The organism is Desulfuromonas sp. DDH964, from assembly GCF_001611275.1.
Lineage (GTDB): Bacteria > Desulfobacterota > Desulfuromonadia > Desulfuromonadales > DDH964 > DDH964.
In genome coordinates this window covers 2,895,255-2,910,120 of record NZ_CP015080.1, presented here as the reverse complement: position 1 = coordinate 2,910,120, position 14,866 = coordinate 2,895,255, and the positions used below count along the sequence as shown (strand labels likewise).

15 protein-coding genes are annotated in these 14,866 nt (G+C 66.7%); 10 read left to right on the top strand and 5 right to left on the bottom strand.

Annotated elements, in window-relative coordinates:
- Positions 1-13: 13 nt before the first annotated feature.
- The 5 genes from DBW_RS13380 to DBW_RS13360 are packed head-to-tail and all read right to left on the bottom strand — an operon-like array spanning position 14 to position 5,432.
- Entirely contained in the window at positions 14-1,975 is a 1,962-nt protein-coding gene (locus tag DBW_RS13380) for a proton-conducting transporter transmembrane domain-containing protein (RefSeq protein WP_066727991.1), read from the bottom strand.
- Position 1,976: 1 nt separating this feature from the next.
- Positions 1,977-2,753, bottom strand: coding sequence for a hypothetical protein (locus DBW_RS13375; RefSeq protein ID WP_066727990.1), 777 nt, complete (start codon positions 2,751-2,753; stop codon positions 1,977-1,979).
- The gene (locus DBW_RS13370) at positions 2,678-3,964 is read right to left on the bottom strand and encodes a proton-conducting transporter transmembrane domain-containing protein (protein WP_066727989.1); all 1,287 of its coding nucleotides are present in this window, start codon (positions 3,962-3,964) and stop codon (positions 2,678-2,680) included. The genes DBW_RS13375 and DBW_RS13370 overlap by 76 nt, the downstream gene beginning before the upstream one ends.
- Complete coding sequence (locus DBW_RS13365; protein WP_066727988.1) at positions 3,961-4,704, bottom strand: YoaK family protein; 744 nt, start codon at positions 4,702-4,704, stop codon at positions 3,961-3,963. The genes DBW_RS13370 and DBW_RS13365 overlap by 4 nt, the downstream gene beginning before the upstream one ends.
- 26 nt (positions 4,705-4,730) lie before the next feature.
- Positions 4,731-5,432: a PTS sugar transporter subunit IIA gene (locus DBW_RS13360; protein ID WP_066727987.1), complete on the bottom strand. Its 702-nt coding sequence runs from the start codon at positions 5,430-5,432 to the stop codon at positions 4,731-4,733.
- Between the two features lie 222 nt (positions 5,433-5,654).
- Here DBW_RS13360 and DBW_RS13355 point away from each other — a divergent pair, with 222 nt between their 5' ends.
- The 10 genes from DBW_RS13355 (at position 5,655) to gcvPB (ending at position 14,748) form a co-directional block, all read left to right on the top strand.
- The gene (locus DBW_RS13355) at positions 5,655-5,909 is read left to right on the top strand and encodes an FmdB family zinc ribbon protein (RefSeq protein ID WP_066727986.1); all 255 of its coding nucleotides are present in this window, start codon (positions 5,655-5,657) and stop codon (positions 5,907-5,909) included.
- 167 nt (positions 5,910-6,076) lie between these two features.
- Positions 6,077-6,589: a GAF domain-containing protein gene (locus tag DBW_RS13350; protein ID WP_066727985.1), complete on the top strand. Its 513-nt coding sequence runs from the start codon at positions 6,077-6,079 to the stop codon at positions 6,587-6,589.
- 60 nt (positions 6,590-6,649) lie between these two features.
- A complete protein-coding gene (locus tag DBW_RS13345) occupies positions 6,650-7,726 on the top strand; it encodes an aminopeptidase (protein WP_082820349.1) in 1,077 nt (358 codons plus the stop codon).
- Positions 7,727-7,827: 101 nt separating this feature from the next.
- A complete protein-coding gene (folD, locus tag DBW_RS13340; RefSeq protein WP_066727984.1) occupies positions 7,828-8,685 on the top strand; it encodes a bifunctional methylenetetrahydrofolate dehydrogenase/methenyltetrahydrofolate cyclohydrolase FolD in 858 nt (285 codons plus the stop codon).
- A gap of 28 nt (positions 8,686-8,713) precedes the next feature.
- A complete protein-coding gene (locus DBW_RS13335; RefSeq protein ID WP_066727983.1) occupies positions 8,714-9,358 on the top strand; it encodes a methylenetetrahydrofolate reductase C-terminal domain-containing protein in 645 nt (214 codons plus the stop codon).
- 67 nt (positions 9,359-9,425) lie between these two features.
- The gene (locus DBW_RS13330) at positions 9,426-10,280 is read left to right on the top strand and encodes a methylenetetrahydrofolate reductase (protein ID WP_066727982.1); all 855 of its coding nucleotides are present in this window, start codon (positions 9,426-9,428) and stop codon (positions 10,278-10,280) included.
- 82 nt (positions 10,281-10,362) lie between these two features.
- Positions 10,363-11,457: a glycine cleavage system aminomethyltransferase GcvT gene (gcvT, locus tag DBW_RS13325; RefSeq protein ID WP_066727981.1), complete on the top strand. Its 1,095-nt coding sequence runs from the start codon at positions 10,363-10,365 to the stop codon at positions 11,455-11,457.
- A gap of 70 nt (positions 11,458-11,527) precedes the next feature.
- Positions 11,528-11,914 (top strand): glycine cleavage system protein GcvH, encoded by a 387-nt coding sequence (gene gcvH, locus DBW_RS13320; protein ID WP_066727980.1) that lies wholly within the window; start codon positions 11,528-11,530, stop codon positions 11,912-11,914.
- A 30-nt stretch (positions 11,915-11,944) separates the two neighbouring features.
- Positions 11,945-13,294, top strand: a complete 1,350-nt coding sequence (gene gcvPA / locus DBW_RS13315; RefSeq protein WP_066727979.1) for an aminomethyl-transferring glycine dehydrogenase subunit GcvPA — start codon at positions 11,945-11,947, stop codon at positions 13,292-13,294.
- Positions 13,291-14,748: an aminomethyl-transferring glycine dehydrogenase subunit GcvPB gene (gcvPB, locus tag DBW_RS13310; protein ID WP_066727978.1), complete on the top strand. Its 1,458-nt coding sequence runs from the start codon at positions 13,291-13,293 to the stop codon at positions 14,746-14,748. The genes gcvPA and gcvPB overlap by 4 nt, the downstream gene beginning before the upstream one ends.
- Positions 14,749-14,866 lie beyond the last annotated feature (118 nt).

The following is a 14,866-nucleotide window of genomic DNA, read 5'->3' as shown; positions in this document are numbered from 1 at the left end:
CGGTGCAATCCTTTCAACGGCTGAGCAGGGTCAGCAGAACGACCACGGTCAAGGCGATGTAGAACAGGTAGCTGGCGACGAGGCCGTTCTGGATGCCGCGCCGCAGCCGGTAGAGGAGCCGGGCGAGGCCGGAAAAGAGCGGGGTCAGGCCGCGATCGAGGACCGGGTCCGGCGTATGCCCGGCCAACTCGGCGCGCTCGGGAAAGAGGCCGGCCACCCTCCCACCGTGCCGTTCACTGCCGAGAACGAAGCGGAACAGCCGGACCAGTCCGTCGGCAAAGGAACTGGCGCTGTACTGCATGCGCGGGGTGGAAAGGGGATAGCCGCAGCCCCAGGTGCCGCATTGGCGCGGCGCCGCGGCACTGCGCCGGCGCAGCCACCAGCCCACGAGCAGGAGGAGGGCGACAAGCAGCCAGCCGGCGCCACCAATGACCGTCAGCGGCGCCAGCTGCGGGGCGAGGGGGGGGAGTGGCAGCGCCCCGGTCCAGGCCTGCGCGGCCCGTTCCAGCAGCGGGCGCAGGCTCCCCGGCAGCAGGCCGATCCCGGCACAGGCGAGGAGGAGCAGCGCCATCGGCCAGAGCATCACCGGCGGCGCTTCCTGGGCGTGCGCGGCAGCCTCGCTGCGAGCCGTGCCGAGAAAACTGAGGCCGAAGACCTTGACGAAGCAGGCCAGCGCCAGCCCGCCGATCAAGGCCAGGGCCGGCGCGGCAAACAGCGCACCGGGAAGGGGCGATCCGCTCACAGCGAGGGTCTGGAAGGCGCCGAGGTAGATCAGCCACTCGCTGACGAAGCCGTTGAAGGGGGGGAGGCCGCTGATCGCCACCGCGCCGCCGAGGAAGAGGAGCCCGGTCCAGCGCTGACGCCCGAGCAGGCCGCCGAAATGACCGATCTCGCGACTGCCGGTGGCATGGATCATCGATCCGGCGCCAAGAAAGAGGAGCGACTTGAAGAGCCCGTGGTTGGCCACGTGCAGCAGGCATCCGGAGAGGCCGAGGAGCACCAGCTCCGGCTGCCCGTAGCTGCGGCCGAGCAGGGCCAGTCCGAGGCCGAGGGCGATGATGCCGATATTCTCGACGCTGTGATAGGCGAGCAGCCGCTTGATGTCATGCTGGGCCAGGGCGAGAGCCACGCCGAGGATGCCGGAGACCGCGCCGAGGAGCAGCACCGTCCATCCCCACCAGGGGGGGATGGCGGCAAAGAAGGAGGTAAGCCGTACCAGGCCGTAGATGCCGGTCTTGATCATCACCCCGGAGAGGAGGGCCGAGGCGTGGCTGGGGGCGGCGGCATGGGCGCCGGGGAGCCAGACGTGCAGCGGCATCAGGCCGGCCTTCATGCCGAAGCCGAAGAGGGCGAGCAGGAAGACCGCACTGCCGGCCGCCGGGAGGCTGCCGGCCGCCGGCCAGATGCCGCTCCCGCCGCCGGGAGCGAGCAGGGCGAAGAGGCCGAAGAGGGCGAGGGTACCGCTGTGGGTGGCGATCAGGTAGATGTAGCCGGCCCGGCGCGCCTCCGCCTTTTCGTCTTCGGTAGTGATCAGGAAATAGCCCGAAAGGGCCATCGTCTCCCAGGCGAGGAGAAAGAGAAGGCTGTTGCGGGCCGTCAGCAGCAGCAGCATGGCGCCGGCGATCAGGCCGTAGAAGAGGCGCAGCTTGCGGCCGTTGCCCGGATGCCGGTGTTGCGGCCAGTAGCCGAGGCTGTAACAGGCGCCGGTGGCGACGACCAATAGCAGCGGTGCGACAAAGGCCGCCGAGATGGCGTCCAGTTCGAGGACGAAGCGGCCGCCGGGAACGGCCCAGTGGGCGTCGAGAAGCAGACTCTGGCCGCAGAAGATGCCGATCAGGGGCCAGGTGCAGATAAGGACCCCGGTCAGGAGCAGGCCGCAGGCGATCCGCTCGCCACCCTGTCCGTCCCGGGGGAGGAAGAGGCCGGGGATTCCGGAGCCGGCGATCAGCAGTAGTCCGAGGAGCAGCCAGAGCATCCTATCCTCCCCGTTCCATCCAGAAGGTCCAGGCGAGCAGCAGAGTGATCGCCGCGAACATGTAGAGGAGGTAGACCGGCAAGCGTCCCTGCTGCAGCCAGCGCAATCGCTGGCAGCGCTCGGCACACCAGGCGAAGAAGGGTTGCCAGGAATGGACCAGCACCGGGTCGAGAAAGGTCAGGCGCAGCGCCGCCGGTTCTGCCGAAAGGCCGCCGACCCGGCCCCCCTCGGCCGCCGGGGCGAGGCTCCGCGGGAGGATGCCGTGGCTCAGCAGGCCGGAAAAGGCGGCGCCGGTGTAGGCCATGCGCGGCGTCGGCACGGGGTAGCCGCAGCCCCAGGTGGCGGCCGTCGCCTGCGGTCGCACCCGGCGCAGCCAGCGCAACAGCACCCCCGCCGTCAGCAGGGCCAGGATCAGGATGCCGCCGGCGTGGCCAAGCCGGGCCAGGGATGGCGGCAGCAGGAAGAGTTCCGGACCGGGGAGCAACTGGGCCAGGGGGCCCTGCAGCAGGTGGAACACCCCCTGCGGGCATAGGGCGATGGCCATACAGCCGCCGAACAGCAGCACCATGGGCCCAAGCATCAGCGGGGTCGCCTCGTGGGCCCGTCTGGCCGCTTCCTCCCGGCCTTCCCCGAGCAGGCAGATGCCGATCAGCCGGACAAAGGTCACCAGCGCCAGGGCGCCGACGGTGCCGAGCAGGCCGATCAGGAGCAGCGCCGGCAGGGCGATGAAGTTGGTCGGCAGCAGGCCGGCCTGCAGCAGGCCGAGGTAGATCGCCACTCGCTGATCAGGCCGTTCAAGGGGGGAAGGGCACTGATTGCCAGGCTGCCGCCGATCCAGAGCAGGCCGGTCAGCGGCATGCGGCGCAGCAACCCGCCCATGCGGTTCATGTTGCGCGTGCCAGTGGCGTGAACCAGCGCGCCGGCACCCAGAAACATCAGGCCCTTGAAGAGGGCGTGGTTCCAGATATGCAACATCCCCCCGGCGAAGGCGAGGAGCGCGATGGCAGGATGTCCCTGGGCCTGGGCCACCAGGCCGAAACCGAGACCGAGAAAGATGATACCGACATTCTCGATGGTTGAATAGGCGAGGCAGCGCTTGATGTCCTGTTGCAGACAGGCCAGGGCGATACCGTAAAGGGCGCCGAGACCGCCAAGACCGGCGAGGAGCCAGCCCCACCAGGCCGGCGCCGGCGGCAGCAGGGTGAGGATGCGCAGGAGGCCGTAGATGCCGGTCTTGACCAGCACCCCCGACATCAGGGCGGAGATGTGACTCGGCGCCGCCGGATGGGCGTCGGGGAGCCAGATATGCAGCGGCAGCAGCCCGGCCTTGACGCCGAAGCCGAAGAGGGCGAGGAGAAAGAAACCGGCGGCGTTGGCGGCGGGGAGCTGGCCGAGGGGGGTGAAGGCGGCAAAGTTGAAGCTCCCGCAGTAGACCCCGGCCTCGAGAAAGAGGGCGAGGAGGAGCATCAGTCCGCAGTGGGCAGCAAGCAGGTAGAGCCAGGCGGCCTGGCGCGCCTCGGTGTGGCGATGGTCCCAGGCGACGAGAAAGAAGGAAGTGAGGGTCATGATCTCCCAGGCGGCCAGGAAGAGGACGGCGTTGGCCGCGGTGGCCACCAGCAGCATGGCGGCCAGCAGCAGGTTGTAATGGAACCAGTGGGGGGCCAGCGACCGGGATTTTCCCTCCCCCCGCAGGTAGCTGGCGCCGAAGAGGGCGCAGCAGATGCCGAGGAGCGCGATCGGCAGCACAAACCAGGCCGCCAGCGGGTCGAGCCGCAGGGCGAACACCCCCGCCGGGACCCTCCAGGGGGCGGACCAGGTGAGTTCCCTGCCACCGGCCAGTACCGGCCAGGCCGCGGCCAGGGCGAGGAGGCCGCCGCCGACGCTGCTCAGGGTACCGATCAGGGAGGCGAGGTCCGATCTGCGGCCGGTCAGCAGGGCGCAAAAGGCGCCAGCGGCGAGGAGGACGAGAGCGGCGGGGAAACAGGTCATGAGCCGGGCACCTCGTCGGGAGGGAAATAGCCCCAACGGTCGACCGGCAGGTCGGCCCGGTGGCGGCGGCGCCAATCGAAATAGGCCAGCCCGGCGAAAAAGCAGCCGAGGGCAGCCGGGACCAGGGCGGGCACCCCGAAGCGGGCGAACCCGTAGCCTCCCAGCAGGCCACCGCAGAAGAAGCCGCTCAGCAGGCTGCAGAGGAGCGCCAGCTTCCAGAATTCGAGGCGCCGGTAGCGAAGCATCTGGCCAAGGAGGACGCCGATGTCGGTGACCATCCCCGAAACATGGGTGGTGCGGATGATCAGGCCGCAATAGCTGCTGGCCATGGCGTTCTGCAGGCCACAGGCGATGGCGGCGGCGGTGATCCCCTTCATGCTGCCGGTGACGAGGAGCAGGAACGAGAGGCCGAGCAACCCCCCCTCGATCATCATGGCGATGCCGTAACGGCGTCCCGGCAGCACCTGGGTGCCGCCGATCAGGGCCCCGCCGAGGATGGCGCCGAGGAGAAAGCCGGCGAAGATGCCGAGGGCGCCGTAGAGATCCTTGAAGTCCCCGGTGGAGAGATCGATGGCGAGGCGCGAGGTGGCGCCGGTCATGTGACTGACCGGGACATGGTAGATGCCGAGCAGGACGACATTGACATAACCGGCGCAGCCGGCCAGCAGCGACCCGTAGAGAAAGACCCAGGGGCGTTCCTGAAACAGCGACGATTTGCGTTTTTCGAGAGAATAGGGCATGACCTGCGGATCGATCCTGCTGTCGGTTAGGGGGTAAGGCGCGCCCGTTTGGTCCCGCGCACTGCCGCTTCGGCCTCGGTGAGGGCGGCAAAGATCGGCTCGCGCCCGGCCTGCTCCTGCAGGGCGTTGCGGAACCCCGGGTCGCGGAGGGCAAAACCGAGCAGTGACAGGAGGTGAAGGTGGAGCCGCACCGAAGGCGAGAGGAGGGTCAGCAGGACCTGCACCGGAACGCCATCGAGGGCCTTGAAGTCGACGGGATTTTCCAGGAAGCAGAGGGTGACCGAGGGCCGGACGACATGCACCAGGGGCGGATTGCGGGGGTGGGGGAGGGCGATGCCGGCGCCGATGGCGGTTGATGCCAACTCCTCCCGGGCGATCAGGACCTTGCGCAGGTAATCGCGGTCGACCTCGTCGGGGAGGCGCAGATGGCCGACCACGTCGGCGAGCACTTCGTCCCGGGTCTTCCCCTCGATGCGGTAGAAGACGCCGCCGGCTTCGAGGGCTTCGCCCAGGCTCGGCAGCGGCTGCGAACCGATCTCCGGCTCACTGAAAGCCTCCGCTGAGACCCCCATGCGCCTGGAGGTCGCCCACTCGATCAGTTCCGCCCGGTTGAAGCGGTAGCTTTCATGAATCTTGTACGCCGGAATGATCTCCTGCTTGATCCAGCGGTAGATGGTCTTTTCCGATACCGACAGCAGCGCGGCGGCGCTTTTAACAGAAAGGTTCATTTTTACCTCATGAATCTTATTTGTCTCATGCGCTGGACAATTATGGACATTACTGCATGGGGGAGACGGATGTCAATCGGTGATCTTGGCGAAAACCGAAAAATGTGCGGCGGTTTGGCCGGCGCCGTCGCCCGGCGCAAAAGATCCCCCCGCGCACCCTTGACAAGGGCGGGGGAAAGCCATTAGATTGGCAGCGAATTTATCGACCTGGAGGAACCTGTCATGCCCGTTTACGAATACCAGTGTGAAGCCTGTCAGCAAATTGTCGAAGCCCGCCAGAAATTTTCCGATGCGCCCCTCACCGAATGCCGGGCGTGCGGTGGACCCTTGAAAAAACTGATCTCCCAGACCGGTTTTGCTCTCAAAGGGGGGGGCTGGTACCAGCAGGGGTACGCAGAGGGGAAGGCCAAGCCTGCCGCCTGCGGCGGCGAGGCGACCGGCGGCTGTGCCGGCTGTCCCAAGGCGGCCAACGGTTGACCGCTGCCGGCATCCGATCCTCGGGCGGGAATTCATTTGACCTCTGTTGCGTCCAGCGCTGACGCGCTATACTAATCTCCTTTCAAGGGTGAGCCGGAACCGCCCCCAACCGGGCCGGTCGCATAAGGGTTGCTTTGCATTGCCGGGTACTGCCCGAGGAGGAGCCGATGACACTGGAAGAACTCTGTACGACCCTGGACGTTCAGCTCGCCTCCCGCACCAGCGAAGAAGAGCGGATGAGCGCAGCGGTGCAGGCGCTCTGCCAGATTTACAAGGTCAAGCCCGGGGAGGTCGCCTTCTTCCGCTATTCTCCGGAGGGGCAGTCCCTCTCCTTTCGCTGGCCGCTACGCCTGGCCAAGACGGGCACCATTCCGCTGAGCTCGGCCGATGCCCTGATCTCCCGGACCGTGCAGGAGAAGAAGGGGTTTATCAACAACCACTTCGCGTCGGCCCGCCACGTCGCCATTTTTGAGCAGATTCGCACCGACCCGGATGCCTCCGAAGCGCCCAAGCCGATCCAGAAGATCATGAGCGTTCCGCTCTGGAAAGAGGAGGCAATCATCGGCGTCCTCCAGGTCTGCCGCAAGGGGGCCGACCAGCAGCTGGCTGGCAGCGATTTTGGCAAGGGGGAGCTGCTGGCACTGACCGAGCTGGCCAAGGTCTGTGGCCGCCACCTCTGATCTTCTGCTCGACCTGAGCCCCAACCTCCCAATACCTGCCGGACCGGAAAGGAGCGGACCATGAGGCTGCGTCGCTGGTGCGGACTGCTGGTCCTGCTGCTGGCAGGTCTGTTCCCCCTTGGCCTCGGCGCCTGTGGTGATCTTGGCTACTATCGCCAGGCCGCCCAGGGACAATGGGATCTCCTCTCCCGGCGGCGCGATATCCAGCGCCTCATCGATGACCCGACCACCGCCCCTGATCTGCGCCAGAAACTGACCACCATCCTCGCGATCCGCGAATTTGCCAGCCGCGAGCTCGGTCTGCCCGACAACGGCAGCTATCGCTGCTATGCCGACCTCGAGCGCCCCTGCGTGGTCTGGAATGTGGTCGCGGCCCCCGAATTCTCCCTGGAGCCCCGCCGCTGGTGCTTTCCGGTCGCCGGCTGCGTCCCCTACCGCGGCTATTATGCCGAGGCCGCCGCCCGGGAGTTTGCTGCCGGCCTTGCCAGTGGTGGCGACGATGTCTACGTCTACGGGGTGACGGCCTATTCGACCCTCGGCTGGTTCGACGACCCGGTCCTTAACACCTTTGTCCAGGGTCCGACCGATGCGACCGCCGGCCTGATCTTTCACGAACTGGCGCACCAGCAGGTCTATGCCAAGGGGGATGCCGATTTCAACGAGGCCTTCGCCATGACGGTGGAGATCGCCGGGGTCGAGCGCTGGCTCGACCGCTATGGCGATGATGCCGCCCGTCAGGCCCATCAACTCCGGGAAGGGCGCCAGGCCGAGTTCCTGGCCCTGGTCAGCGTAACCCGTGGCCGCCTCGCAGCGCTCTACGGCGAAGAGCTGCCGGCGGCAGAAATGCGGCGCGCGAAGGCGGCGATCCTGGCCGACATGCGCGTCGCCCAAGAGCGCCTCAAGGCGAGTTGGCAGGGCTATGCCGGGTATGACCGCTGGTTTGCCGAACCGCTCAACAATGGCCGCTTTGTCGCGGTGAATACCTACCGCCGCCTGCTCCCGGCCTTTCAGCAGCTGCTCGCCGAGCAGGACGGGGACCTGCCGCGCTTTTATGCCGCGGTGCAGACCCTCGCCGACCTCCCGCTAGCGGCACGGCGCCAGCGCCTCGCCGCGCTCCTCGAAAAATCGGCGGGTTAGCCGGCAAACCCAGCCAGGGCGGGCATTTGCGCAGCCTTTTTCTTTACAAGCCGGGAGGGGTTGTGTAGAGTTGACTTCCATTTTCAGGGAGGTGTCAGCAGGTGGAAAAGATTATTGACGGCAAGGCAATCGCCGCCCGGCTGCGCGAGGCGATCGCGGCAGACGTGGCACAACTGAAAGCGTTCGGAACGACTCCCGGGCTGGCGGTGGTGCTGGTCGGTGACGACCCGGCGAGCCGCGTTTATGTATCGATGAAGGAGAAGGCCTGCGAGCAGGCCGGGATCTATTCCGACGAGCACAAGCTGCCGGCGCAGACCAGCGAGGCGCAGCTTCTCGCCCTGATCGACGAACTCAACCGCGACCCCCGCATCGACGGAATCCTGGTGCAGTTGCCGCTCCCCGCTCAGATCGACGAGGGGAAGGTACTCGAGGCGATCTCGCCGCAAAAGGACGTCGACGGTTTCCACCCCTACAACGTCGGCCGTCTGGTGACCGGCAATCCCCTCTTCCAGCCCTGCACCCCCTACGGGGTAATGAAGATGCTCGAGGCGACCGGGGTCGACCTGAAAGGGAAGGAAGTGGTGGTGGTCGGTCGCTCCAATATCGTCGGCAAGCCGGTGGCGCTGATGTGCCTTGCCGAGCACGCCACGGTGACCATCTGTCATTCCCGCACCCGTGATCTCGCCGCCAAGGTGGCAGCGGCCGATGTGGTGATCGCCGCCGTCGGCCGCCCGGAGATGATCAAGGGCGCCTGGATCAAGGAGGGCGCGGTCGTTATCGATGTCGGCGTCAACCGGGTCGGTGACAAGAAACTGGTCGGCGACGTCGAGTTCGAGGCGGCCAAAGCGCGGGCCAGCGCCATCACCCCGGTCCCCGGCGGTGTCGGCCCGATGACGATCACCATGCTCCTCTACAACACGGTCGAGAGCGCCAAGCGCCGCGCCGCGGCCAAGGCCTAGAAACGGGGCGCCCCCCCCCGATAGCCGGATGATTATCAGCGAACAGAAAAATCCCGCGGAGATCCTTGCCGCCATCGACGGGTTGCAACGACTCTTCCTGGTCGGCTGCGCGGCCTGCGCCACCGCCTGCAAGGCAGGGGGGGAGGAAGAGGTCTTCCGGCTCCAGGAGTGGTTGCAGGAACAGGGGCGCGAGGTGACCGGCAGCATGATCGTCGACGAGGCGTGCCACATCCTGCGCGCCGCCCGCGACCTGCGCCAGCATCGGGCCGCGGTCGACAGCGCCGAAGCGCTGCTGGTTCTGGCCTGCGGCTCCGGTATCCAGTCGCTCTCTGCCAATACCGACTTGCGGGTCATCGGCGGCCTCAACTCACTCTTCCTCGGCAATGTCCGCCGCGTCGGGCAGTACGAGGAGAAATGTTCGCTGTGCGGGGATTGCATCCTCAATGAGACCGCCGGCATCTGCCCAGTCACCACCTGTGCCAAAGGGCTTCTCAACGGCCCCTGCGGCGGCATGGAGCAGGGGCGCTGCGAGGCCGACCGCGAGCTCGACTGCGCCTGGAACCTGATCTTTGAGCGCCTCAAGCGCCAGGGGCGCAAGGGGGTCTTCGCCCGCCCGGTCCCGCCCAAGAACTGGGGGAAGGTCCGCAAGCCGGGAAAATTGAACCTCCGATAGCGAGTGGCGAATTCGCCCAGGCCCTTTCCCACTCAGAACCCAGCTCTCCGAACTTTTCCGAGTCTCCATGTCCCTGCTGCAGCAACAACTGGCCGCCGGCAGCTTCGTCGTCACCGCCGAAATCGCGCCCCCCAAGGGGTGCGACGTCGGCGAGGCGCTGGCCAAGGCGCAGCAGCTCTCCGGGGTGACGGCGATCAACGTCACTGACAACCAGGGGGCGAACATGCGCCTCAGCCCGCTGGCCCTGGCCGGGATGCTGGTGCGGGAGGGGTTCGAGCCGATCCTGCAGCTCACCTGCCGCGACCGCAATCGCATGGCGCTGCAGGCCGATCTGCTCGGCGCCGCTGCTCTCGGCATCGAGAACCTGCTCCTCCTCTCCGGCGACCACGCCCGCTTCGGCGATCATCCCCAGGCGCGGGCAGTCTTCGACCTCGATTCGGTGCAGCTGCTGCAGGTGGCCGACGGCCTGGCGCGGGGGAGCGACATGGCCGGCAAGGCGCTGCGCGGAACGCCGCGCTTCTTCGCCGGGGCGGCGGTGACGCCGGAAGCCGAGCCCTTCGAGCTGATGTTCCAGAAGTTCGACAAGAAGATCAAGAACGGCGCCCGCTTCTTTCAGACCCAGGCGGTTTTCGATACCTATCGCCTCAAGACCTTCATGGCGGCCGCGCGCCCCCTGGGCGTGCCGGTGCTGCTTGGCGTGCTGCTCCTCAAGAGCGCCAGGATGGCCCGCTTTCTCAACGACCATATCCCCGGGGTGCGGGTGCCGGAAAGGCTGATCGCCCGCCTCGAAGGAGCTGCCGACCCCCGCGCCGAGGGAGTCGCCATCGCCCGGGAGCTGGTCGCCGCCGCCCGCGCCGAGTGCCAGGGGGTGCACCTGATGACCCTCGGCGGCGAGGAGCTGATCCCGGAGATTCTGGGATGATTCTGAATGTTGAATTCTGAATTTTGAATTTTGAGTTGAACGCGAAATTCAAAATTTTACCTTGCCCTGCCACGGAGGAACCATGCTGAAGAAGACCCCGTTGAATGATGCGCACCGCAAGCTCGGCGCCCGCATGGTCGAGTTCGGTGGCTGGGACATGCCGGTGCAGTACCGCGGGGTGATCGAGGAACACCTGGCGGTGCGCAACGCCGCCGGCCTCTTCGACGTCTCCCACATGGGCGAGATTGAAGTCCGGGGACCGGGGGCGCTGGCCTACATCCAGGAGCTGACCATCAACGACGCTGCGCGGCTGGTCAACGGCCAGGTCCAGTACAGCGCCTTCTGCTACCCCCACGGCGGGGTCGTGGATGACGTCACCCTCTACCGCTTCGACGCCGAGCATTACCTCTTCTGCGTCAACGCCGCCAACGCCGACAAGGATTTCGCCTGGATGGAGCAGGTCCTCGCGGAGGGGGACTTCCCCGGCGTGACCCTGCGCAACCTCAGCAACGACTTCGCCCAACTCGCCCTGCAGGGGCCGGCCGCCGAAGCGATCCTGGCCCGGCTCACCGCCACCGACCTCGCCGCGATCCGCTACTATCATTTTGCCGAAGGGGTGGTCGACGGCGTGCCGGCGATCATCTCCCGTACCGGCTATACCGGGGAAGCCGGCTTCGAGCTCTACTTCGCCCCCGCCGCCGCCGAGCAGCTCTGGAATGCCCTGCTCGAGGTCGGTCGCGAGGACGGCCTCGTCCCGATCGGCCTCGGCGCCCGCGATACCCTGCGGCTGGAGATGAAGTACGCCCTCTACGGTCACGAGCTTTCCCCGGAGATCTCGCCGCTGGAGGGGGGTATCGGCTGGATCACCAAGCTCGACAAGCCGAGCTTTATCGGCGCCGCGGCTCTGCGCAGGCAGCAGGAGACCGGCGTGCCGCGCCGGCTGGTCGGGGTGCAGATGACCGAAGCCGGGGTGCCGCGGGCCGACTATCCCCTCTTTGCCGGCGCCGAGCAGGTCGGCGTCGTCACCAGCGGCACCATGTCGCCGGTGCTGCGGGTCGGTATCGCCCTGGCCCTGGTGCGTCCCGACTGCGCCGCGATTGGAACCCGTTTGAGCGTCGGTATCCGCAATCGCCAGGTCGGCGCGGAAGTGGTAAAGACCCCGTTCATCCAAAAATAGACGTCACTATGCGGCGATCGGCCGATCGCCCCGGGGCGCTGCTGCCGCCCCCATCGCCAAGGAGGAGACCATGGAATTTCCCGAAGAGTTGAAGTACACCGAGGAACACGAATGGGTTCTGATCGAGGAGGAGCTCGTCACCGTCGGCATCACGGACTTTGCCCAGGACGCCCTCGGCGATGTGGTCTTCGTTGAACTCCCCGAGGTCGGCACGATGGTCGAGGTCGGCAAGCCCTTCGGCGTTGTCGAGTCGGTCAAGGCGGTCTCCGATGTCTATGCCCCCGTCTCCGGCGAAGTGGTCGAGGTCAACGAAGAGCTCCCGGACGCCCCCGAGGTGATCAATACCTCTCCCTACGAGGATGGCTGGATGATCAAGATCCGCCTCAGCGATCCGGCCCAGCTCGACGATCTCCTCGACGCCGATGCCTACCAGGAATTTGTCGCCGAGCAGGACTGAAACGCCTCGACCCTCTACCGGGAGATTGCCATGCGTTACCTGCCCCATACCGAGGAGGACGTGCGCCAGATGCTGGCGGCGATCGGCGTCACCTCCGTCGAGGACCTCTTCTGCGAGGTCCCGCCCGCGGTCCGCTTGCAGCGGCCGCTGCAACTGGGCGCGGCCCTGGCCGAGAGCGACCTGCTGCGCGAATTGCAGCGTCTCGCTGCCCAAAATGCCACCGCCGCCGATTACAGCTCCTTTCTCGGCGGCGGCGCCTACAATCATTTCATCCCGGCGGTGGTCGACCAGCTGGTCTCGCGCAGTGAGTTCTATACCGCCTATACCCCCTACCAGCCCGAAATCAGCCAGGGGACGCTGCAGGCGATCTTCGAGTTCCAGACGCTGATCTGCCAGCTGACCGGCATGGACCAGGCGAATGCCTCCATGTACGACGGCGCCTCGGCCTGTGCCGAAGCGGTGCTGCTGGCGGTCCGCGCCACCCGGCGCCGCAAGGTGATCCTCTCGGCCGGTCTGCATCCCGACTACCGCCAGACGGTCACCACCTATGGCAAATACCTCGGCCTCGACCTGGTGGAAGTCCCCTGTGCAACCACCGGGGGGACCGACGCGGCGCAGCTGGCTGCCTTGATCGACGGCGAGACCGCGGCGCTGGTTGCCGGCTATCCGAACTTCTTCGGCGTCATCGAAGACCTCGCCGGTCTCGCTGCCATCGCCCATGGCGCCGGGGCGCTGCTGGTCAGCGCTACCGCCGAGCCGATCGCCCTTGGCCTGCTCAAGTCGCCGGGTGAACTCGGTGCCGACATCGCCGTCGGCGAGGGACAGAGTTTCGGCATCCCGGTCTCCTATGGCGGTCCCGGCGTCGGCTTCTTCGCCGCGCGCCAGAAGTTCCTGCGCAACATGCCGGGGCGGCTCATCGGCCAGACCCTCGATCGCGATGGCCACCGCGGCTTCGTCCTCACCCTGGCGACACGCGAGCAGCACATCCGGCGCGAAAAGGCGACCTCCAACATCTGTTCCAACCAGGGGCTTTGCGCCCTGATGGTCACTGTCTACCTGGCGCTCCTCGGCAAGGCCGGTATTCGCGAGGTGGCGCAGCAGAACCTGGCCAAGGCGGCCTACGCCCGGAAAGGGCTGGCTGCCCTGCCGGGAGTGACCCTCCCCTTTGCCGGACCGAGTTTTAACGAATTTGTCATCGAAACGCCGCGCCCCGCCGCTGACGTTCTCGCCGCCCTCGCCGAGCGCAGCATCCTCGGCGGCGTTGACCTTGGCCGCTACCGGGCCGCGGACGAGCGCCGCATCCTGGTCTGCGTCACCGAACAGAACCGCCGTGAGGAGATCGATGCCCTGGTCACCGCGCTGCAGGAGGTGCTGGCATGAAGAGTCTGGGAACCAGCGGCCTGGTGCTGAACGAAAAACTCCTCTTTGAACATTCCGACCCCGGTCGGCGCGGCTACAGCCTTCCGCCCCTCGATGTCCCCGCGGCCGAGCTGCCAAAGGAACTGGTGCGGGATGCCGTGGCCGGCTTTCCCGAGCTCTCCGAGATCGACGTGGTGCGTCACTTCACGCGCCTCTCGACCTGGAACTACGGGGTCGACTCCGGGCTCTATCCCCTCGGCAGCTGCACCATGAAGTACAACCCCAAGGTCAATGAGGTGGCGGCGCGGCTCCCCGGTCTCGCCGGGGTGCATCCGCAGACCCCGGAAAAGCTCGCCCAGGGGGCGCTGGCGCTGATGTGCCGGCTGCAGGAGGCGCTCGCCGAGATCTCCGGCTTTCCGGCGGTGACCTTGCAACCGGCCGCCGGTGCCCACGGTGAGCTGGCCGGGATGCTGATGATCCGGGCCTGGCACGAAGCGCAGGGAAATGCGCGACGCAAGGTGATCATCCCCGACACCGCCCACGGCACCAATCCCGCTTCGGCGGCCCTCTGCGGTTACGAGGTGGTCCCGGTCGCCTCCGAAGGGGTCCTTTCGGCCGCCGCCGTGACGGCGCTGATGGACGACGAGGTCGCGGCGCTGATGGTGACCAACCCCAACACCCTCGGCCTCTTCGAGTCGGAGATTCGCGAGATCTGCGCGGTGGTGCATGCCAAGGGGGGACTCGTCTACTGCGACGGCGCCAACCTTAACGCCCTGATGGGGATCGCCCGGCCCGGCGACATGGGGATCGACGTCATGCACTTCAACTTGCACAAGACCTTCTCTACCCCCCATGGTGGCGGCGGACCGGGGTCCGGACCGGTCGGCGTGACCGCGGCCCTCGAACCCTTTCTCCCCTCGCCGGTGGTGGTGCAGGAAAAGGACGGCTACCGTCTCGACAGCGACCGTCCGCAGTCGATCGGCCGAATGCGCTCTTTCTATGGCAACTTCGGCATCATGGTGCGCGCCTATGCCTATATCCTGGCAATGGGGGGAGCCGGCCTGCGCCGCGCCAGCGAGCTCGCCGTCCTCAACGCCAACTACGTACGCGCCCGCCTCGAGGGGGCCTTCCACCTGCCGCACCGCAAGCGCTCGCTGCACGAGGTCGTCTTCTCCGATCGCGACCTGAAAGGGGACTGCCATACCCTCGACCTCGCCAAGCGGCTGATCGACTATGGCTATCACCCGCCGACCATCTACTTCCCGCTGGTGGTCAAGGGGGCGATCATGATCGAGCCGACCGAGACCGAATGCATGGAGGTCCTCGACGAGTTCTGCGACGCCCTGCTCGCCATCGCGCGCGAGGCGGAAGAGAACCCCGAGCTTCTCCACGCGGCGCCGGTGCGGACCCGCACCCGGCGTCTCGACGAGACGAGCGCGGCGCGCAATCCGATCCTGAAATGGGAAGATGCATAGTACCCAGTAACCCATAATCTTTCGTGTCTTGCTGGTTATTTTTCGCGCCAGCTGCGTTTTGGTGTTCGCTGTTTAGCTATGGCTAGACAGCGAACATCATGCCTTGCTGACACGAAAA